The organism is Bradyrhizobium sp. SZCCHNRI3043 (assembly GCF_032377735.1).
Taxonomy (GTDB): domain Bacteria; phylum Pseudomonadota; class Alphaproteobacteria; order Rhizobiales; family Xanthobacteraceae; genus Bradyrhizobium.
In genome coordinates, this window is record NZ_JAUHID010000001.1 from 579179 (window position 1) to 598460 (window position 19282).

Sequence of the window (19282 nt, forward strand, 5' to 3'; positions counted from 1 at the left end):
CGCTCCCTCCCCCCTTGTGGGGAAGGGTTGGGGGTGGGGGTGCCCAGCAAAGATTCTCGCTTGTGGACCCCCACCCCCAACCCCTCCCCGCAAGGGGGAGGGGAGTGGACCGTCTTTGTGGCTGCAGCTGTGATTCTAGCGCGGCCGCGGTGCTCTTAGTCCTAGTCCGCCGTCAAAATATCTGGCTCCTTGAAGTTCGCGGGATCGAGCTGCCACTTCTTCAGCAGCTCCTGATGGATGCCTTCCTTCTGCACCTCGATCAGGGCGGCGAGCACGGCGTCGCGGAATTTCGGCTTGTCCTTCGGCACGGCGATGCCGACCGAATAGGGGATGGTCACCGCGATCGCCTTCTCCAGCTTGTCCGGATAAGCCTTCACCGCCTGGTCCACCGTGTTGACGTCGTTGACATAGGTGTCGGCGCGACCGGCGAGGATGGCCTGGATGCAATTGGCGTTGTTGTCGTAGAGCTGCAGCGTCGGCTCCGGCTTGCCTTCGGCCTTGCACTTCGGCGCGAGGTCCTGGATCAGCGGCACCTCGACATAGCCGGTGTTCTCGGCCGCCGCCGCGCCGCACATCGTCATGTTGATCCCGTTGATGCCCTTCGGATTGCCCTTCGCGACCAGCACGCCGTCGAACACCTTGGAGTAGGTGATGAAGTCGGCGGCCTTGGCGCGCTCCTTGGTGGCATAGATGTCGGAGATGACGATGTCGGCCTGGCCGCTCGCCAGCGTCGTCAGCAGCGCGGCGAACGTCACCGGCTTGTAGGTCAGCTTGAAGCCGAGGCAGTCGCCGATGGCTTCGCCGAGGTCGATGTCGAAGCCGACATATTTGCTCGGATCCTTCGGGTCGATCGATTCGTAGCCCGGTGTATGCGGATTGATGGCGTTGACGAGCGTCTTACCCTTCCAGTCTGGATATTTCTCCTTGAGCGCCGCGCACCCTGCGGGCGTCGCCGCCTGTGCGTCGATCGGCGCGAGAAGTCCCGTCGCAATGATGGCGCAGAGCGCGGCAAGCCACGCGCGCCGCGCTCCAGTGAATAGCCTCGTCTGCATGTTGCCAGCTCCTTCGAACGATGTGTCGCGCTGGTCCGGCGGTGCATTGGTGCCGTCGCCCCGGTCCAAGCTCGACGGCAAGCTTAGGTGCGAGCCTGCGCGGATGACTTGTCCGTAGGCGCACAAAATATTGGATCGTGCCGGTGCAAGAATTGAGCACGCATTGCTCAAATCTGCGCCGCCGCGACGGACCGGCGCGCACGCGTCAAGACCGCCTGTGCGGTCCTCGAAGATTCCGAAAGTCGAAAATCGGTCACGCCGGCGACGGGGCAGGTGCGCATGGCGCTAGCGCCAAGATGGAGATGGCGCCACGTCACGCGTCAGGATCGTGGCGTCGCTGCGTCGCTCCGCCCATGCGTATGTGCATTGCGATAACTCGTGTCGCAGGCTTGGCGGCAGCGGAGCTGCCGACTACGATGCCGCCGCACAAGTTGCTGATCTGTTTGTTGAGGTGTCTGCAATGCTGTTCCGTTTTACGGGACAACCATCACTCGGCCAATTCGCAGTGCGGACACTGATCGTCGTCGCCTACGCAATCATCTTCGCGCCCGTGATCATGATCGTGGTGACCAGCTTCTTCGCGCAGGAGATCGTGAGCTTCCCGCCGCCTGGCCTGTCGCTGAAGTGGTACGCCAACGCGCTGAGCAAGCCGGAATTCCTGCGCGGTCTCGTGACGAGCTTCCAGGTCGCGCTGCTCGCGACGGCGATCGGCGTGCCGCTCGGCACCGCCGCGGCGCTGGCCATCGTGCGCGGCGAGTTCCGCGGCCGGCAGGCGCTGAGCTCGTTCCTATTGGCGCCGCTGGCGGTGCCCGGCGTGGTCGCCGGCTCCGGCCTCTACATGTTCTACGTGCTCGCCGAGGATCTGCTCGACCGCGACATCAAGGCGACGACGGAAGGGCTCGTGGCCGCGCATACGCTGCTCGCGATTCCCTGGACGGTGCGGCTCGTCGTCGCCAGCCTGCAGGGGCTCGACCGCGCCGCCGAGGAGGCGGCCGCCAATCTTGGTGCGAGCCCGTTCACGGTGTTCCGCCGCATCACCCTGCCGATGATGCGCTCAGGGATCGTTGCGGCGGCGATGTTCTCCTTCATCCAGAGTTTCGAGAATCTCGATCTGTCGATGCTGCTGGTCGGTCCCGGCCGCATTACGCTGCCTGTTGCCATGCTGAACTATCTCGAATTCCGCATCGATCCGACGCTCGCCGCCGTCGCCACCGTGCAGATCGCGCTGGTCGGACTGCTGATGGTGGTGACCGATCGCTTCGTCAAATTGTCGCGGGTGGTGTGATGGCGCAGCTCACGCTCGAGAAGCTGACCAAGCGCTTCGGCACCTCCATCGGCGTGGAAGGATTGGATCTCTCGGTCAACGAAGGCGAGCTGGTCGCGCTGCTCGGGCCCTCCGGTTGCGGCAAGACGACGACCTTGCGCATGGTCGCGGGCTTCCTGCCGCCCACGAGCGGCCGCGTGCTGTTCGACCGCGAGGACGTCACGCATCTGCCGGCCTACAAGCGTGCCACCGGCATGGTGTTCCAGTCCTATGCGCTGTTTCCGCACATGAGCGCGGCCGACAATGTCGGCTTCGGCCTGGAGATGCGCGGCCTCAACGCGGTCGAGCGAAAGATCAAGGTCGCCGACGCGCTCAAGCTGGTACGGCTGTCGCATCTCGCCGACCGGCTGCCGCGGCAATTGTCCGGCGGGCAGCAGCAGCGCGTCGCGCTGGCGCGCGCGCTGGTGATCAATCCGCGCATCTTCCTGCTCGACGAGCCCTTGTCGAATCTCGACGCCAAGCTGCGCGCCGAGGTGCGGCTCGAGATCCGCGCGCTGCAGCAGCGGCTCGGCCTGACCACTCTGATGGTGACGCATGACCGCGAGGAGGCGCTGACCATGGCCGACCGCCTCGTGGTGATGGAGGGCGGCCGTGTCCGCCAGATCGGCACGCCGCAGGAGCTGTACGACTCGCCGAAGGATGCGTTCGTCGCCGACTTCGTCGGCCGTTGCAACATCGTGGCGGGCCGGCGGGCGAACGAGAGCCAGTTCCGCACCAACGGCGGCCTGCTGCTACCGGTCGATGTCGCCAGCGGCGAGCGGGGCGATGCCGATGCTTTCGCGCTGCGGCCTGAACGCATTGCAGTGGTGGCCGGTGAGTCCGGCGAGGTGCGCGGCCGCGTGCTGGCGATCACCTATATGGGCGCGCAGAGCGAATATGTGGTGGCGATCGGCGACGAGACGCTGGTGGCCGTCAGGCCGACGCCCGACGCGAGCGAGCCGCTGGCAACACTCAAACCGAACGATCCAGTGTCCCTGGAATGGGACCGCAAGGTCCCGCGTCTCGTGCCGCAGACTGCTTCGTAAACACCATCCATTCACAGCAAGAGGTTCTCCTATGATTTCGCGACGTCACTTTCTCTCTGCCAGTGCCGGCGTCGCCGCGCTGGCGTCCGGCATGCCCTCTGCGCGCGCCGAGGGCGGACAGGTCGTGGTCGGCACCTGGGGCGGCGACTACGGCCAGTTGCTCTCCGATATCATCGACAAGCCGATCATGACGCCCAGGGGTTTTGAGATCGTGCAGGACGTCGCCAATGCCGATCCGCGCAAGACCAAGCTGCTGGCCGAGCGGCAGAGCCGGCGCGGCTCGATGGACGTCGCCTGCCTGTCCGACAACGACGCCTACATCGTGTCGCAATCGGATGTGTTCGAGAAGGTCGATGCGGCGCAGGTGAAGCGGCTGGACAAGGTGTTCCCGGAGCTCCGGAGCGAGATCGCGATCCCGCACATCTATTCGGCGCAGGTGATCCTCTACAACACCAACCAGGTGAAGACGCCGCCGCAATCCTTCGCGGATCTGTGGGATCCGAAATGGCGCGGCCGCATCGGTCTCGCCGACATCCTCTATCCCAACAACACGCTGGCGGCGGCGCTCGCCGGCGGTGGCGGCGTCAGCAATCTCGATCCGGCCGAGAAGAAGCTGATGGAATGGCGCTCGCTCGACGTGAAGATCTATCCGTCCAACGAGGCGCTGGCGGCGGCGCTGAAGTCGGAGGAGGTGTGGCTGACCACGATGTGGCTCGCCCGCGGCTTCATGTGGAAGAAGTCCGGCATCCCGCTCGCCCACGTCGTGCCGAAGGAGGGCACCCCGGCGATCGTGTTTCAGGCCTCGGTGCCGAAGAACGCCAAGAACAAGGCCGGCGGCTTCGCCTATCTCGACGCGATGCTGGACGCCAAGGCGCAAGGCGGCTTCGCCGACAAGATGGGCTACGTCCCGACCGTCACCGACGCCGTGCTGCCGGAGGACCTCGCCAAGCAGGTCAGCCTGACCGAGGCTGAGCGCGCCCGCCTGCTGAAGCCGGACTATGCCTATGCCGCAGGGCGCTCGCAGCGCACGCTCGACTTCTGGAACAAGGAGTTCAAGGCGTAAGCCTTGAACTCCCGCTCCTGCGGCGCAGGCCGCAGGAGCATGCGGCTGATGCGCCGCTCATCTGCAATCGGAGCTCGCGCGATGGCGCTGTTGGTCGTCCCCGCCTGTCTGCTGGTCCTGGCGCTGCTGATCGGGCCGATGATCCTGATGTTCCGGATATCGCTCAACCAGTTCAGCCCGACCCAATTGATGGTGCAGGCGCTGTCGCCGGACAACTACATCAAGGCGGCGACCGATCCGTACTACCAGCAGATCATCCTGGCCACGCTGGGCATCGCGCTGCTGTGTACCTTGCTCACGCTGATTCTCGCCTTTCCGGCGGCGTATTGGCTCGGCCGCATGGAGAGTCGCTGGAAGAGCCTGGTCGTGATCGCGACCCTGTTTCCGCTGCTGGTCGGCAACGTGGTGCGCTCGGCCGGCTGGATGGCGCTGTTCGCCCGCGACGGGCTCGTGAATACGAGCCTGATGAAGCTTGGCCTGATCTCCGCGCCGCTCGAGATCATGTACACGACCAAGGCCGTGATCATCGGTATCATCGCCGTGGTGCTGCCCTACATGATCCTGACGCTCTCGGCGGTCATCGAAAGCATTCCCCGCGACCTGGAATATGCCGCCGCCAATCTCGGCGCCTCGGGCGCGCGGGTGTTCTGGCGGGTGATCCTGCCGCTGTCCGGCCCCGGCGTGGCCGCCGGCTCGATCCTGGTGTTCGTGTTGTGCATGAACACCTATGCAACGGCGGTGCTTCTCGGCGGCCCGCGATTCAAGATGATGGCGCCTGCCGTGTACGACCAGTTCGTGCGCGGCAACAACTGGCCGATGGGCGCTGCGCTCGCCTTCATGCTGCTCGCGGTGACCATGGCCTTCACTGTGTTCGGCAGCGTGGCGTTCGCGCGGCGGTACAGGACGGGATAAGGGCGTTGGGCGTCATTGCGAGGAGCGCAGCGACGAAGCAATCCAGACTTCCTTCGTCGCCCCTGGATTGCTTCGCTGCGCTCGCAATGACGGAAAAACCATTCGTAGGGTGGGCAAAGGCGCGGAGCGCCGTGCCCACCATCTTGCAAGAGAAGGACGGACGGTGGGCACGCTACGCTTTGCCCACCCTACGCTTCGAAAATGAGGAAACGCCTTCATGACCGACCAAGCCACGATGCTGCCGGGCGATGAGCTCTCCTTCATCCGGAACAAGGGCGCGGCGCCGATCGTGCCGAAGGCCACGTCGCGCGATCGCGGCATCGGGCCGTTCAAGCGGCTGGCGCTGCGCAGCGCCATTGTGATCGACGGCACCGGCGCGCCGCCGATCGGGCCGGTCGACATCATCGTCGAGGATGGCCGCATCGTCAGCATCAAGAAGGTCGTCGGCTACGGTTATGCCGGCAACGCCGGCGAGCCCGCCGGTCACGAGATCGACTGCCGCGGCAAATGGGTGACGCCGGGCTTCGTCGACTGCCACGCCCATGCCGGCGTCGCCTATCACTCCGCCAATGGCTGGGTGCCACCGGTCGACTATGTCTACAAGCTCTGGCTTGCGCACGGCGTCACCACGGTGCGCGAGATGGGCTCGATGAACGGCCTGTCGTGGATGCTCGACCAGAAGCAGCGTGCGGCTGACAACACCATCGCTTCGCCGCGGCTGCTCGCCTATGCCTATTTCCCGGCCGTCAACGACATGGTCAAGACGATCTACACCCCGGAGCAGGGCCGGAGCTGGCTGCGTGCGGTGAAGGAGCGCGGCGCCGACGGCATCAAGTTCTTCGGCGCGCCGCCGGCAATCATGGAGGCCGCGCTCGACGAGTGCAAGACGCTCGGCCTGCGCACCGGCTGTCACCATGCCCAGATGGCGGTGTCGCGCATGAACGCCCTGACCACGGCGCGCTGGGGCCTCACCAGCGCAGAGCATTATTACGGCCTGCCGGAGGCGCTGTTCGAGGATCGCGTGATCCAGAACTTCCCGCTCGACTACAACTACACCGACGAATATTTCCGCTTCTCGGTGTCGGGCCAGATGTTCAGGCAGGGCGCCGAGCCCGGCTCGGCCAAGTGGAACGAGGTGCTGGAGCAGTTCCTGGAGATCGGCTTCACCTTCGTGCCGACGTTTACGATCTACGACGCCAACCGCGATCTGATGCGCGCGCGCCAGGCCTATTGGCACAAGGAGTACACCTGGAAGTCGATGTGGGACTACTTCACGCCGCAGCGCGGCGGCCACGGCTCCTACTGGTATCGCTGGTCGACCCAGAACGAGATCGAGTGGAAGGAGAACTACCGGCTCTGGATGGCCTTCATCAACGAATACAAGAACCGCGGCGGCCGGGTCTGCACCGGCTCGGATTCCGGCTTCATCTACCAGATCTTCGGTTTCGGCTATGTCCGCGAGCTCGAGCTGTTGCAGGAGGCCGGCTTCCATCCGCTCGAGGTGATCCGCTCGGCGACCTCGCAGGGCGCGGCGCTGTGCGGCCTCGAGAACGAGATCGGCACCATCGACATCGGCATGCGCGCCGACATCCTTGTGCACGACCACAATCCGCTGACCGATTTCAAGCTGCTCTACGGCACCGGCGCGATGCGCTTCAACGACGCCACCAACGCGGTTGAGTGGCATCGCGGCCTGAAATACACGATCAAGGACGGCATCATCTACGATACCGAGGAATTGCTGGCCGACGTCCGCGAGTTGGTGAAGGCGAGCTGGGAGAGCGACGTGCCGGAGAAATACGCCGCCAAGGATAAAGACAAGGACGCCGCGGCGCCATGAGCGCCGGTGCAATCGACTTCTTCGTCCTGACCGGCTTCCTCGGCTCGGGCAAGACCTCGCTGCTGCGCGACGTGCTGAGCGTGGAGACCGGCTCGGACACCGCCGTGATCGTCAACGAGGCCGGCGAAATCGGGCTCGACGGCGTGCTGCTGCGCGAGAGCGGCGACGACGTCCCGATGGCGATGCTGTCGAATGGCTGCGTGTGCTGCCAGGTCGGCAGCGATCTCGCCTTCACCATCGACCGCCTGATCATGGCGCCCCGCCCCGCCGGCCTGCCGCCCCTGTGCCGGATCATCCTGGAGACGTCGGGCCTGGCGATGCCCGGCCCGGTGCTGCGCCAGCTCGCGACGCTGGCCGAGCACCGCATGCGCGTCGCGGTCGTCGCAACCTACGACCTGACGCGAGGGCTCGCCGTCGCGACATTCGAGGAAGCTGCGGCGCAATGGGCGGCGGCGCATCGCATCGTCGCGACCAAGGCCGATCTTGCGCCGCAGGCGCTGACTGAGGCGCCGGTTGCGATCGCGCAGCTCAACCCGGTGGCGGAAGTCGTTGCCGGCGCTGATCGCGCAGCCATCGTCTCGGCCGCCTTCGCACCCCTCGTAGCCGCGTTGCCGCTACGCGAGGTCGCGCCCGATCTGGCAACCGCGCATCCGCGCCTCGCGCTCTGCCTCGTCCGCCCGCGCGCTGAGATCGCCTATGCCGATCTCGCCGGTTGGCTCGACAATGTCGCCGGCGCGCTCGGCGAGCGGCTGCTGCGCATCAAGGGTCTCGTGAAGGTCCAGGAGGCGCCGCGCCCGCTGCTGGTCGAAAGCGTCGGCACGATGTTCGCGCCGCCGCGGCAATTGACGGCCGAAAAACTGCCGGCGCCCTTCATCGTCGTGATCGCGCGCGACATTGTCCGCAATGAGCTCGAACAGGTCGAGCCGTCGGGCCTGTTCGCGTTCTCCTGGCGCGAACCCGAGAGCGCGGCGGCCGGGCCGGGCGGCATCCGTGCCGAATGGGTGACGTAGGCCGCGAAGGTAGGATTATCTCTGCTGCGCTAGGGGGCGGACTCGTTACGCTTCCACCGTCATTCCGGGGCAATCGTCAATGCGAAGGTGCGAAGCGGCTCCGCGTTGGCGATTGAACCCGGAATCTCGAAATTGTTGAGAGTGGATGCAAGACAACATCGAGATTCCGGGTTCAAGGCCTCTCGGCCTTGCCCCGGAATGACGGTGGTTGTGATGCAGAAGGTCAACTTCCCCCGATCGTGCTCAGACTGCGTGACGGATAGCGCAGAGCCACGTCGAACGGGTTGAGCTTGCCGGCCAGCGCCTGCGCCTCGCCCTGCAGGATCTTGACCACATGCGGCAGGCGATCGGCGTTCAGCCGTTCGGCCAGCGTGCCGACACTGAGCGCCGCGACGGCGCGGCCCTGCGCGTCCAGCACAGGCACGCCGACGCCGGCCATGCCGGGAATGAGCCCGGTGCTGGTGTTGACCCAGCCCTGCGCGCGCGCCTGCGCCAGCGCACTGCGCAGCGAGGCTTCGTCGAGGAAGCCGCGATCGAGCAGGCGCGGGATGTTGAAGCGGATCACCGCCTCCTGCTCGTCCTCGGGCAGGTTGGCGAGAATGGCGAGGCTGCCCTGGCCGAGTCCGAGCGGCACCTTGCCGCCGATGTCGCCGGTGAAGGAGCGGATCGGAAACGGACCCTCGACGCGGTCGAGGCAGACCGCATCGAAGCCGTTGCGCACCAGCAGGAAGATCGTGTCGCTCAGGGTCGCCGACAGCCGCAGCAAAGCCGGCCGCGCGGCCTCGCGCAGGCCGCTGGCCTGGCCGGCGCGCGCGGCGAGCACGTAGAATTCCAGCGCGAGGCGATAGCGCTTTCCGGCCGCCTGCTCGGCGAAACCCTCCGCGGCGAGGTCCTGCAGCATGCGGTGCGCGGTCGGCTGGCTGCAGCCCGCGACCTCGGCGATGTCCTTCAGCCGCAGCCCGTCGGGGACGCCCTCGGCGAGAATGCGCAGCAGCTTCAGGGCCCGGCGAAGGCTGGAGGCAGAGTCGGTGTCGGATGCAGTCATCTGTTTGATTGAATGGGAGCGCGCAGTTTGAAGATAAGATTTCATATATCAAAATTTGAAAGAGATAAATTCAGGATATCGGAATTCACGATTGACCATCTGGTTCGCTCCCCGGCATGAAAGAGCCCCAGGGCGGCGATCCCTGCCGATGGCGAAGGGAGCCTCCCGCGCGAGGACGCATGGGTTTCCTGACGCTGGACGGTCTGACGAGGCTCTACGGCGATGTCGCTGCGGTCAGCGATGTCAGTCTCAGCGTCGCCAAGGGCGAGTTCATCTCGCTGCTCGGTCCGTCCGGCTGCGGCAAGACCACGACGCTCCAGATGATCGCCGGCTTGGTCGAGCCGACGTCGGGGCGCATCACGCTCGATGGCCGCGACATCACCCACGAGAAGCCCGATCGCCGCGGCCTCGGCATCGTGTTCCAGAGCTACGCGCTGTTTCCGCACATGACGGTGGCGCAGAACGTCTCGTTCGGTCTGGAGATGCGCAAGGTGGCCAGGACCGAGCGCGCGAGCCGCGTCACACAGGCGCTGGCGCTGGTGCAGCTCGCAGCCCTCGCCGACCGCTATCCGCGCCAGCTCTCCGGCGGCCAGCGCCAGCGCGTCGCGGTGGCGCGGGCGCTGGTGATCGATCCGCCGGTGCTGCTGCTCGACGAGCCCTTGTCCAATCTCGACGCCAAGCTGCGCGAGGAGATGCAGTTCGAGCTGCGCGGCATCCAGCAGCGCATCGGCACCACCACGATCATGGTGACCCACGACCAGAGCGAGGCACTGTCGATGAGCGACCGCGTCGTGGTGATGGAGCACGGGCGCATCATGCAGGTCGATGCGCCCTATCGTCTCTATGAGAGCCCCGCGACGCCCTTCATCTCCTCCTTCGTCGGCAAGATGAACCGACTGTCCGGCATCTGGCGCAACAATGGCGTCGAGATCGGCGGCCATGCGCTGCTTCCTTGCGAGGGCGCTGGTCTCGCCGAGGGCGCGGCTGCCGTGCTGGCGATCCGGCCGGAGAAGATCGGTCTGGCCGCTCCCGGCGCCGGCGTGCTCGACGGCCGCATCAAGGCGCGTTTCTTCCTCGGCAGCGCCTGGTTCTTCACCGTGGAGACCCCGGCCGGGGTGATCGGCGTCTCCCTGCCCAATGCAGGCGGGGAGCCGGCGCGCGAGGGCGATCAGGTCGGGCTCGCCTGGAGCAGCGCCAGCGCGCACGCGTCCAAGCCGGACGGAGCGTCACCGGCATGAGCAGCGGGCGCGCCAGTGCGACACCATGGTTATTGGCGGCGCCGGGCGCGCTGCTGTTCGCCGCATTGGTCGTCGTGCCGCTCGCGCTCACGCTGATCCTGTCGCTCCACGTCTATGACGCCGCGACCGGCGTCAAGGACGAGACCACGCTGACGCACTACATCGCCATCCTCTCCGACAGCTACTTCCTCAATATCTTCTGGCGCACCCTGCGGCTTGCGGCGCTGACGACCTTGGTCTGCGCAGCGATCGGCGCGCCCGAGGCCTACATCCTGGCGCGCATGCGCGAGCCCTGGCGCTCGGCGTTCCTGCTCGCGATCATCGGCCCGCTGCTGGTCTCGGTCGTGGTGCGTGCCTTCGGCTGGAGCATGCTGCTCGGCCCCACCGGCCTCGTGAACGAGGCTTTCCGCGCGGTTGGCCTCGGCACCGTCAGGATCCTCTACACCGAGACCGCCATCGTCATCGCGCTCGTGCATGTGATGCTGCCCTTCATGGTGATTCCGGTCTGGACCTCGCTGCAGAAGCTTGATCCGATGGTCGAGGCCGCCGCCTGGACGCTCGGCGCCTCGCGCTTCACGGCGCTGCGCCGGGTGGTGTTGCCACAGGTGACGATGGGGCTGCTGTCGGGGTGCCTCGTCGTGTTCGGACTATCAGCGTCCGCGTTCGCAATCCCCGCGCTGCTCGGCGGCCGTCGGCTGAAGATGGCGGCGACGCTGGTCTATGACGAATACATGCACGAGCTGAACTGGCCGCTCGGCGCGGCCATCGCGATCCTGGTGCTCGTCATCAACCTCGTCATCATGCTTGTCTACCAGCGCTTGGTCGAGGCGCGCGCCAGGCGGACGCTGGGGTGAGCGGCATGCGCCACAATGGTCCCATAGCGCTTGTCTTTCACGCGCTCGTCGTCGGCTTCGTTCTGGCGCCGCTCATCGTGATCTGCCTCGTCGCCTTCACGCCGGCGAACACACTCACCCTGCCGACCACGCAATTTTCACTGCGCTGGTTCGCGGCCGTGTTCGCGCATCCGGATTTCGTTGCCTCCTTTCTCAACAGCCTGTGGGTCGCAGCGACAGCCGCGACGATCGCGGTCGTGCTCGCGGTCGCCGCCGGCCTCGCGCTCGATCGTTACGAGTTCCGCGGCCGCGCGGCGCTGAACGCGCTGTTCCTGTCGCCCTTGATGATCCCGCATCTCGTGCTCGGCGTGGCGCTGCTCAGATTGTTCGCGCTCGTCGGTGCCACCGGCAGCCTGCTCTGGCTCACCGCAGGCCACATCGTCGTGGTCACGCCCTATGTGCTCCGGCTGGTGCTGGCGGCACTGTCCGGCCTCGACCGCAGCGCCGAGCAGGCGGCCGTGACCTTGGGCGCCTCGCGCTGGATCGTATTTCGCCGCATCACCGTGCCGATGATCCTGCCCGGCATCACCGGCGGCTGGCTGCTCGCCTTCATCAACTCCTTCGATGAGCTCACGATGTCGATCTTCATCACCTCGCCCGCCACCGTCACCCTGCCGGTGCGCATGTACATGTACGCGACCGAGTCCATCGATCCGATGATGGCGGCGGTATCGGCACTGATGATCGCGGTGACGGCGGCGGCGATGCTGCTGCTCGACCGCATCTTCGGTCTCGACAAGATCCTCGTCGGGCAGGGCTGACACCATGCCGCTGCTGCATCGCCTGGTCCGCACCGACAGCGCCGTCATCTCCTTCACGATCGATGGCGTGCCCTGCGACGGCCGCGCCGGCGACACCGTTCTGACGGCGGTGCTCTGTCACGTCGAATGGCTGCGCCACAGCGAGTTCTCCGCCGCGCGGCGCGCCGGCTTCTGCCAGATGGGCGCCTGCCAGGACTGCTGGGTGCAGCTCGCAAGCGGCGAGCGGCTGCGCGCCTGCACGACGCCGCTCACCGCGGGCATGCACATCGTCACGCAGCGGGGACGCAGCCATGGCTGAGCGCGCGCCGCCCCTGATCGTCGGCGCCGGTCCGGCCGGCATCCGCGCCGCGATGACATTCGTCGCCGCCGGCCTGCGGCCGGTCGTGATCGACGAGGGCCACGCCTGTGGCGGCCAGATCTATCGCCAGCCGCTGAGCCCCGACGGCCGCGATGACCGCGCGCGCTACGGCTCGGAGGCTCCGAAGGCCGCGCGGCTGCATCACGACTTTGCGGCGCTCGGCGCCGGCATCGACTATCGACCGGATCAGCTGCTGTGGAATCTGCGCGACGGCGCGGCCGACATCTTGCGTGGGGGTATCAGCCAGCGGGTCTGCTATGACGGGCTCATCCTCGCGACCGGCGCGACCGATCGCGTGCTGCCGATCCCCGGCTGGACCCTGCCCGGCGTGTTCACGCTCGGCGGCGCGCAGATCGCGCTCAAGGCGCAGGGCTGCGCGATCGGGCGGCGCGTGGTGTTCGCCGGCTCCGGCCCGCTGCTCTATCTGGTGGCCTGGCAATACATGAAGGCCGGCGTCGACGTCGCTGCCGTGCTCGACGCGGCGCCCTTGTCTGCGAAGCTCAATCTGCTGCGCGCATTGCCGCTCGCGCCGGGCATCGTGCTGCGTGGGTTGCGCATGGCGGTGGAGTTGACGCTGCGCGGCACTTGCGTGCGGTTCGGCGTCTCCCGGCTCCGGATCGAGGGCGAGGGCAGGGTGGCGCGCATCGTCTATCGGGCCGGTGGGCGCGAACACGCGATCACCTGCGACGGCGTCGGCTACGGCCTCGGTCTGCGCTCGGAGACTCAGGCTGCTGATCTCGCCGGCTGCGCCTTTCGCTTCGATGCGCGCGACCGCGCGCATCGTCCGGTTCGCGACGTCAGTGGCCGCAGCAGCATCGCGGGCGTGTACCTCGCCGGCGACGGCGCCGGCATTACCGGCGCCGATGCCGCTGAAGCCGCCGGCGAGCGGGCCGCGCTGGCATTGTTGGAGGATCGCGGCCAGCCGCATGATGCCATGCGCGCCGCCGTCCTCGAACATGCGCTTGCGAGGATCGACCGGCTGCGCGACGTGCTCGAAGCCGCTTTTCCCTATCCATCGCATTGGGCGGGCGACATCGCCGATGACACGCTGCTGTGCCGCTGCGAGGAGATCGATGCCGGCGAGGCGCGGCGCGCGATCAGGGATTTCTCGCTCACCGAGATCAATCGTCTGAAGGCGGTGACGCGCATCGGCATGGGCCGCTGCCAGGGCCGCATGTGCGGCGCGGCCGCCGCGGAGCTCTTGGCTGCGCAGACGCGCCGCGACATCGGCGCTGTCGGCCGGCTGCGCGCGCAGGCGCCGATCAAGCCGATCCCGCTGGCCGTGAGCCTATCCCTCGACGAGAGGCCGCATGACCCGGCGCATTGACTGCGATGTCGCGATCGTCGGCGGCGGGCTGGTCGGCAGCTCCGCCGCGCTGGCGCTGCGCGGCATGGGCTTCTCCGTCACGCTGCTCGACAAGGGCTTCTGTGGCGCGCAGGCGAGCGGCGTGAACTATGGCGGCGTGCGCCGCCAGGGCCGCCCGCCCGAGCAACTGCCGCTGTCGCAGCGCGCGCATGCGATCTGGCCGCAGCTCGCGCAGCTCATCGGCATCGATGGCGAGTTCCTGCGCTCTGGCCATCTCAAGCTCGCGCGCAGCGCGGCCGACATGGCGAGCCTCGAGCGATATGCCACGGATGTCGCGCCATTCGGACTCGATCTCGAGCTGATCGACCACAATCAACTGCGCGAGCGCTTCGGCATCGGGGGTGACGTCGTCGGCGGCTCGTTCTGCCCCGGCGACGGCCACGCCAATCCCCGGCTGGTCGCCACCGCTTTCGCCGCAGCGGCGCGTCGCGCCGGCGCCGAGGTGCTGGAGAACACGGAGGTCACGGGCGCCACCAGGACGTTCGAGGGATTCGTGGTCGAGGCCGGCGACGTTGCCATCAAGACGCGTACGGTCATCAACAGCGCCGGTGCCTGGGCCGACGGCTTGGCGCGCGCGTTCGACGAGCCGGTGCCGCTGGAGCGCACCTATCCGTCGATGATCGTGACCGAGCCGCTCGATCCATTTCTCGGCGTCAACATCGGCATCGAGGGCGGCGGCATCTATGCGCGACAGGCTGCGCGCGGCAATGTCGTGGTCGGCGGCGAGCGCGCTGCGCCGCTGTCCGATCCAGACTATTCGCGCCCGCGCAGCGACGGAGTGCTTGCCATCATGCAGCGCGCCAGCGCGCTGTTCGGTCCGCTGCGCCATGCCCAGGCGATCCGGTTCTGGAGCGGCACCGAGGCGACGATGCCCGACCGCAACCCGGTGATCGGCCCGAGCGCGACGACGCCGGGACTGATCCACGCCTTCGGCTTCTCTGGCGCCGGCTTCCAGATCGCGCCGGGGGTCGGCGAGGTGCTGGCCGAGCTGGTGCGCGACGGCGAGACCTCGACGCCGATCGCCCCTTTCGCCATCACCCGTTTCTCACCCGCATCGCAGCCGGGCGATGCATCTCAAGCAGCAATGACGACAGGATCGAAGGAGACCTCGCCATGATCGATGCTCGCGCCGCGCTCGGCTCAGCCCTCGCACTCGTGCTTGCAACCGCCTCCGCGCACGCCGAAACCAAGACGCTCTATGTCGGCATGAACGGCGGCAATTTCGAGCGCACCTACACGCAGGCGGTGTTCCCGGAGTTCGAGAAGGCCAACGACGTCAAGATCGTCGTCGTGCCCGGCACCTCCTCGGAGATCCTCGCCAAGGCAATCGCGGCCAAGGACAGGCCGCAGATGCATGTGATGTTTCTCGACGACGGCGTGATGATCCGCGCCGCCGGTCTCGGGCTGTGCGAGAAGCTGAAGCCGAGCGATGGCCTGGCGCAGCTCGAGCCGTTCGCGCGTCTCAAGGACGACATCGCCGCCGGCATCGACATCGGCATGACTGGCCTTGCCTACAACAAGAAGCTGTTCGACGAGAAGGGCTGGGCGGCGCCGACCTCCTGGCTCGATCTCGCCGATCCCAAATTCAAGGACAAGGTCGTGTTCCAGTCGGCCTCGGTCTCGACCTTCGGCCTGCACGCCTTCCTGATGTTCAACCGCATCAAGGGCGGCAACGAGGCCAATGTCGAGCCTGGCTTCAAGGCGTTTCCCGACACGATCGGCAAGAACGTGCTCGAATACATCCCGAACTCGGCCAAGATCTCCGAGATGGTGCAGACGGGCGAAGCCGCGATCTTCCCGCTGACGCCGACTGCGGTGTCGACATTGAAGGAGAAGGGCATTCCGGTGGAGTATGCTCAGCCGAAGGAAGGCTCGGTCGTGCTGATGGTCGCCGAATGCGTCATCGCCAACAACTCCGAAGCCGAACTGGCGCAGAAGCTCGCCGCCTATCTGCTGTCGCCGGAAGCGCAGGCCAAGGCGCTGGCGGCCGGCAACATCGTGCCGTCCAACACCACCGCGAAAGCCACGACTCCGGCAGCCGAGCAGAAGCTCGCGACCTTCCACGGCTACATGAAGAGCGCCGTCACGCTCGACTGGGACGTCATCAACGCCAGGCGCCCGGAGTGGAATACGCGCTGGAACAGGATGATCGAGCGGTGAGAAGAGTCGTAGGGTGGGCAAAGGCGCTCCGCGCGATGCAAAGCATCGTGCGAAGCGACGTGCCCACCGTACTCGCCACGCGTCGCGGTGAAATGGTGGGCACGGCGCGGTCAGGCAGCACGTCGCAAAAGCAACGAGTGGGCGCGCCTTTGCCCACCCTACATTGCCGTGCGTGAACTAGGGCGCCGGATAGCTCGTCGCATAGGCCTCCGTCAGCGTCTCATCGAGCCGCCGTCCTGCGCTGAAACCTGACAGCGTCGCGGGACGGGTGACGCCCGGCAGCAATCGGCCATCGGGCTCCGGCGGCCCGATCAGGGTGTGCACCGGAATGCGCTCGGCGTAGATCGGAAGCGCATAATCCTCCTCATCATCGATGACGCCGGCCGCTCGGATCTTCGCCGATGCCTTTTCGATCTCCATGGTCACAACTGACGTGGCCTTGAGCTCCTGCTCCGTGGTCGGGCGCAGGCTTGCAGTGCGGCCGGGAAACAGGCGATCGACCATCATCACCAGCGCGCGCGCCTTCTCGGCCTGATCCTCGATCAGCCGGGCATGGCCGAACGCCATCACCGAGCGGTAGTCGGCGGAGTGATGGAAGGCGCTGCGCGCCAGCACCAGGCCGTCGAGATGGGTGACGGTGAGACAGGCCGGCTGTCCCTCGGACAGGCTGCGCAACATGCGGCTGGCGCTCGAGCCATGCCAATACAGCGTCGTTCCCTCGCGCCAATACAGCGTCGGCGTGCAATAGGGCTGACCGTCGATGACATAGGAGACGTGGCACAGCGTTGCGGAGTCGAGCAGGGCATGGACGGTCGCATGATCGTAGTGGGCGCGCTGATGCCGCCGCTTGACCCGGTTGGTGTCGTCGACGGGATAGCTCGGCATCTGTTGCTCGGACATCGTCAGTCTCCTGTTTCCGCCGACGTCATGCCATGGCAAAGTGGTTGCCGGGAGTTCCACTTCGATGCGAAAGCAAGCAACCACTTCGCGGCGCCGCGACGACGTGCTGGCGCTGCCGATCCACCTCGACCGCACCATCCGCAGCCAGTCGCAGCAGGTGCACGGTGCGCTGCGGACCGGCATCGTCGATGGCCTGCTCCTGCCCGGCCTTCGTCTGCCTTCGACGCGAGGGCTTGCCGAGCAGCTCGGCGTCCGCCGCAACGCGATCGTCACAGCCTATGAGGCGCTGCTGTCGGATGGCCTGGTCGAGGCGCGCCACGGCGCCGGCACCTATGTCGCCGCCCGGCTGCCCGCACCGCAGGTCGCCGCGCCGGTCGCCGAGCTGGATGTTCGCATTCCGCCGCGCCGGCCGTTCGCGCTCGGCTACACGCTGGTCGATCCCGCGCTCTTGAGGCGGCTCGCCGCAGCCAGCCGGCGCCGCATCGCCCACGCCGCGCCCGACGAGCTCGGCTATGGCGATCCGCGCGGCAGCCTGCATCTGCGCACCCAGGTCGCGCACTACCTTGCCGCCAATCGCGGCGTACGCTGCGACCCAAGCTGCATCCTGATCGTGAGCGGCACCCAGCATGGCCTGCGGCTGTGCATCGACGCGTTGCTTGCGCCGGGCGATCCCGTCTGGTTCGAGGATCCCGGCTATGTCGCCTCGCGCCATACGTTGAGCACGACCGGCGCGAAGCTGGTCCCGGTGCCCGTCGATGATGAAGGCATCATGGTGAGCTCGGGCGAGGCGGCGCACACGGCGGCCAAGGCCGCCTACGTGACGCCATCGCATCAGTTTCCGACCGGCGTTGCGATGAGCATGGCGCGGCGCATCGCGCTGCTCGACTGGGCGCGCAGGGCGGACGCCTACATCTTCGAGGACGACTACGACAGCGAATACCGCTTTGCCGGCCCGCCGCTGACGGCGCTGGCCGGAATCGGCGGTGAGCGCGTGATCTATCTCGGCACCTTCGGCAAGACGCTGTTCGCGGGACTGCGGCTCGGCTACCTCGTGGTGCCGCCGGCGCTGGTCGCGCGGGTCGTCGCAGCGCGCGCGGCGCAGGACCGGTTTCCGCCGGCCTTCATGCAGGACGCTCTGGCCGACCTGATGGCCGACGGCGTGCTCGCGGCCCACATGCGGCGGCTGCGCCCGCGCTACCGCCAGGCGCGCGATGTCGTCGCCGAGGCGCTCGCCAGGCATGGCAAGGGAAGCCTGCAACTGGCCGCGCCGTCGCAAGGGTTGCATCTGCTGGCGACCTTGCCGCCCGCAGCGCCGAAGGGCGCAGCGAAACTGATCCGCGACCGGGCCGGCATCGAATGCCGGCTGTTGTCGGATGCGCGGATCGTGCAGCGCGCGCCCGACGGATTCATCCTGGGCTATTCGGGCTTTGCGGCGAAGGATCTCGCCGATGCCGCCAGGCGGCTCGGTCGCGCCACACAGGACATCCTGGGCGCTGCCGCGCGCCCGCGCTGAGCATCATCGATGCTGTATGTGTGGCCGAGCCGGGCGAGACGGATCGCAAGCCTCGGGCATCATCTGCCGCGAGAATGCGCCCTCATGTTCATGGCTGTGCGAGATGTGGTTTGGAACAGATGCGTGTCAGGCGGCCCGGATGGGCATTGTCGCACCCGCGGTGCGTTCATTCGTAGGGATTGTGCTCGGCGTTCGTCATCGTCTGGCGCACCCGGCGCAAGGTGATGGGTGTGCCGTCGGAGACGAACTGCAGCTCATAGGCGCGGCCGCCGTCGTCCTTGGCGGAGCAGGTCACGCTCGTGACCTTGAGCATCGCGAAATTGCCGACCTGACGGCACACGCCGGCCGAGCTCTTCGTCGCCGGCACCGGAATGCCATCGACCTTCGGACGATGCTTGGAATTCAGCAGCATGCGGTCGATCGGCAGCTCGTAGACGTTCTGAATCGACCTGCGGCCATTGACGCCGGAGAATGCGATGATGTGGCTCTCGTCGGCCGGATCGTCGAGCGCGACGGTGAAATGAGCCCGCCCCTTCTCGCTGTGAAAGAACGCCACCGTCTTGCACGAAAATTCGTGGCCATCGACCTTCGCGGTGCGGCAGGAGCCGGACATCAGCGCATAGAGGTCGATGTCGGGCTTGTTCTCAGACGTGCTGGCAGCCGTCATCGGCGCCTGGGCCAGACAGGACGAGCCGAGGCAGAGGCCGAGCGCGACGGCGACAATGCGAGGAAAATGCAGGGACATCCGCGGCGTCAGGCCCGATGGGAGAATCAGGAATTAAGGTTCGATCAACAGATGTGTCAACTTTGCGGCAAAATGAG

At 66.8% G+C, this 19282-nt stretch carries 18 protein-coding genes; 14 read left to right on the forward strand and 4 right to left on the reverse strand.

Annotated elements, in window-relative coordinates; genetic code table 11:
• Positions 1–161 precede the first annotated feature (161 nt).
• Positions 162–1052 (reverse strand): ABC transporter substrate-binding protein, encoded by an 891-nt coding sequence (locus QX124_RS02725; protein ID WP_315754808.1) that lies wholly within the window; start codon positions 1050–1052, stop codon positions 162–164.
• Positions 1053–1512: 460 nt separating this feature from the next.
• On the opposite strand from QX124_RS02725, the gene QX124_RS02730 reads away from it, so the two are divergent.
• The 6 genes from QX124_RS02730 (at position 1513) to QX124_RS02755 (ending at position 8226) form a co-directional block, all read left to right on the forward strand.
• Entirely contained in the window at positions 1513–2337 is an 825-nt protein-coding gene (locus QX124_RS02730) for an ABC transporter permease (RefSeq protein ID WP_315736634.1), read from the forward strand.
• Positions 2337–3401 carry an ABC transporter ATP-binding protein gene (locus QX124_RS02735; RefSeq protein WP_315796142.1) on the forward strand — a complete coding sequence of 355 codons (1065 nt, stop codon included), beginning with the start codon at positions 2337–2339 and terminating at the stop codon, positions 3399–3401. Before QX124_RS02730 ends, QX124_RS02735 begins: the two co-directional genes overlap by 1 nt.
• A gap of 31 nt (positions 3402–3432) precedes the next feature.
• Positions 3433–4464 (forward strand): PotD/PotF family extracellular solute-binding protein, encoded by a 1032-nt coding sequence (locus QX124_RS02740; protein WP_315736636.1) that lies wholly within the window; start codon positions 3433–3435, stop codon positions 4462–4464.
• Between the two features lie 81 nt (positions 4465–4545).
• A complete protein-coding gene (locus QX124_RS02745) occupies positions 4546–5376 on the forward strand; it encodes an ABC transporter permease (RefSeq protein ID WP_315778968.1) in 831 nt (276 codons plus the stop codon).
• A 217-nt stretch (positions 5377–5593) separates the two neighbouring features.
• A complete protein-coding gene (locus tag QX124_RS02750; RefSeq protein WP_315796145.1) occupies positions 5594–7216 on the forward strand; it encodes an amidohydrolase family protein in 1623 nt (540 codons plus the stop codon).
• Positions 7213–8226: a CobW family GTP-binding protein gene (locus tag QX124_RS02755; RefSeq protein ID WP_315796146.1), complete on the forward strand. Its 1014-nt coding sequence runs from the start codon at positions 7213–7215 to the stop codon at positions 8224–8226. The genes QX124_RS02750 and QX124_RS02755 overlap by 4 nt, the downstream gene beginning before the upstream one ends.
• A 223-nt stretch (positions 8227–8449) precedes the next feature.
• Here QX124_RS02755 and QX124_RS02760 read toward each other — a convergent pair whose 3' ends face one another.
• Positions 8450–9271, reverse strand: a complete 822-nt coding sequence (locus QX124_RS02760) for an IclR family transcriptional regulator (protein ID WP_315796148.1) — start codon at positions 9269–9271, stop codon at positions 8450–8452.
• A gap of 179 nt (positions 9272–9450) precedes the next feature.
• Between QX124_RS02760 and QX124_RS02765 the strand changes: the two genes are divergently transcribed.
• The 7 genes from QX124_RS02765 to QX124_RS02795 are packed head-to-tail and all read left to right on the forward strand — an operon-like array spanning position 9451 to position 16047.
• Positions 9451–10509, forward strand: a complete 1059-nt coding sequence (locus tag QX124_RS02765; RefSeq protein WP_315796150.1) for an ABC transporter ATP-binding protein — start codon at positions 9451–9453, stop codon at positions 10507–10509.
• Positions 10506–11363, forward strand: coding sequence for an ABC transporter permease (locus QX124_RS02770; protein WP_315771291.1), 858 nt, complete (start codon positions 10506–10508; stop codon positions 11361–11363). The genes QX124_RS02765 and QX124_RS02770 overlap by 4 nt, the downstream gene beginning before the upstream one ends.
• A gap of 5 nt (positions 11364–11368) precedes the next feature.
• Entirely contained in the window at positions 11369–12163 is a 795-nt protein-coding gene (locus QX124_RS02775; RefSeq protein WP_315736643.1) for an ABC transporter permease, read from the forward strand.
• Between the two features lie 4 nt (positions 12164–12167).
• On the forward strand, positions 12168–12461 hold the full coding sequence (locus QX124_RS02780) for a (2Fe-2S)-binding protein (RefSeq protein WP_315796152.1): 294 nt from the start codon (positions 12168–12170) through the stop codon (positions 12459–12461).
• On the forward strand, positions 12454–13848 hold the full coding sequence (locus QX124_RS02785; protein ID WP_315796154.1) for an FAD/NAD(P)-binding oxidoreductase: 1395 nt from the start codon (positions 12454–12456) through the stop codon (positions 13846–13848). Before QX124_RS02780 ends, QX124_RS02785 begins: the two co-directional genes overlap by 8 nt.
• The gene (locus tag QX124_RS02790; protein ID WP_315796155.1) at positions 13832–15004 is read left to right on the forward strand and encodes an FAD-dependent oxidoreductase; all 1173 of its coding nucleotides are present in this window, start codon (positions 13832–13834) and stop codon (positions 15002–15004) included. Before QX124_RS02785 ends, QX124_RS02790 begins: the two co-directional genes overlap by 17 nt.
• Entirely contained in the window at positions 15001–16047 is a 1047-nt protein-coding gene (locus QX124_RS02795) for an ABC transporter substrate-binding protein (RefSeq protein ID WP_315796157.1), read from the forward strand. The genes QX124_RS02790 and QX124_RS02795 overlap by 4 nt, the downstream gene beginning before the upstream one ends.
• A 177-nt stretch (positions 16048–16224) precedes the next feature.
• Here QX124_RS02795 and QX124_RS02800 read toward each other — a convergent pair whose 3' ends face one another.
• Positions 16225–16947, reverse strand: coding sequence for a pyridoxamine 5'-phosphate oxidase family protein (locus QX124_RS02800; RefSeq protein WP_315796158.1), 723 nt, complete (start codon positions 16945–16947; stop codon positions 16225–16227).
• A gap of 64 nt (positions 16948–17011) precedes the next feature.
• Between QX124_RS02800 and QX124_RS02805 the strand changes: the two genes are divergently transcribed.
• Positions 17012–18460: a PLP-dependent aminotransferase family protein gene (locus QX124_RS02805; protein ID WP_315796160.1), complete on the forward strand. Its 1449-nt coding sequence runs from the start codon at positions 17012–17014 to the stop codon at positions 18458–18460.
• Between the two features lie 166 nt (positions 18461–18626).
• Here the strand turns inward: QX124_RS02805 and QX124_RS02810 are convergent, their stop codons facing one another.
• The gene (locus tag QX124_RS02810; protein WP_315736650.1) at positions 18627–19205 is read right to left on the reverse strand and encodes a hypothetical protein; all 579 of its coding nucleotides are present in this window, start codon (positions 19203–19205) and stop codon (positions 18627–18629) included.
• Positions 19206–19282 lie beyond the last annotated feature (77 nt).

Excerpts from the sequence above, each read along its gene's own strand:
- QX124_RS02725 (WP_315754808.1), bottom strand. The coding sequence starts at position 1,052 with ATGCAGACGAGGCTATTCACTGGAGCGCGGCGCGCGTGGCTTGCCGCG.
- QX124_RS02730 (WP_315736634.1), top strand. The coding sequence starts at position 1,513 with ATGCTGTTCCGTTTTACGGGACAACCATCACTCGGCCAATTCGCAGTG.
- QX124_RS02735 (WP_315796142.1), top strand. The coding sequence starts at position 2,337 with ATGGCGCAGCTCACGCTCGAGAAGCTGACCAAGCGCTTCGGCACCTCC.
- QX124_RS02740 (WP_315736636.1), top strand. The coding sequence starts at position 3,433 with ATGATTTCGCGACGTCACTTTCTCTCTGCCAGTGCCGGCGTCGCCGCG.
- QX124_RS02745 (WP_315778968.1), top strand. The coding sequence starts at position 4,546 with ATGGCGCTGTTGGTCGTCCCCGCCTGTCTGCTGGTCCTGGCGCTGCTG.
- QX124_RS02750 (WP_315796145.1), top strand. The coding sequence starts at position 5,594 with ATGACCGACCAAGCCACGATGCTGCCGGGCGATGAGCTCTCCTTCATC.
- QX124_RS02755 (WP_315796146.1), top strand. The coding sequence starts at position 7,213 with ATGAGCGCCGGTGCAATCGACTTCTTCGTCCTGACCGGCTTCCTCGGC.
- QX124_RS02760 (WP_315796148.1), bottom strand. The coding sequence starts at position 9,271 with ATGACTGCATCCGACACCGACTCTGCCTCCAGCCTTCGCCGGGCCCTG.
- QX124_RS02765 (WP_315796150.1), top strand. The coding sequence starts at position 9,451 with ATGGGTTTCCTGACGCTGGACGGTCTGACGAGGCTCTACGGCGATGTC.
- QX124_RS02770 (WP_315771291.1), top strand. The coding sequence starts at position 10,506 with ATGAGCAGCGGGCGCGCCAGTGCGACACCATGGTTATTGGCGGCGCCG.
- QX124_RS02775 (WP_315736643.1), top strand. The coding sequence starts at position 11,369 with ATGCGCCACAATGGTCCCATAGCGCTTGTCTTTCACGCGCTCGTCGTC.
- QX124_RS02780 (WP_315796152.1), top strand. The coding sequence starts at position 12,168 with ATGCCGCTGCTGCATCGCCTGGTCCGCACCGACAGCGCCGTCATCTCC.
- QX124_RS02785 (WP_315796154.1), top strand. The coding sequence starts at position 12,454 with ATGGCTGAGCGCGCGCCGCCCCTGATCGTCGGCGCCGGTCCGGCCGGC.
- QX124_RS02790 (WP_315796155.1), top strand. The coding sequence starts at position 13,832 with ATGACCCGGCGCATTGACTGCGATGTCGCGATCGTCGGCGGCGGGCTG.
- QX124_RS02795 (WP_315796157.1), top strand. The coding sequence starts at position 15,001 with ATGATCGATGCTCGCGCCGCGCTCGGCTCAGCCCTCGCACTCGTGCTT.
- QX124_RS02800 (WP_315796158.1), bottom strand. The coding sequence starts at position 16,947 with ATGTCCGAGCAACAGATGCCGAGCTATCCCGTCGACGACACCAACCGG.
- QX124_RS02805 (WP_315796160.1), top strand. The coding sequence starts at position 17,012 with ATGCGAAAGCAAGCAACCACTTCGCGGCGCCGCGACGACGTGCTGGCG.
- QX124_RS02810 (WP_315736650.1), bottom strand. The coding sequence starts at position 19,205 with ATGTCCCTGCATTTTCCTCGCATTGTCGCCGTCGCGCTCGGCCTCTGC.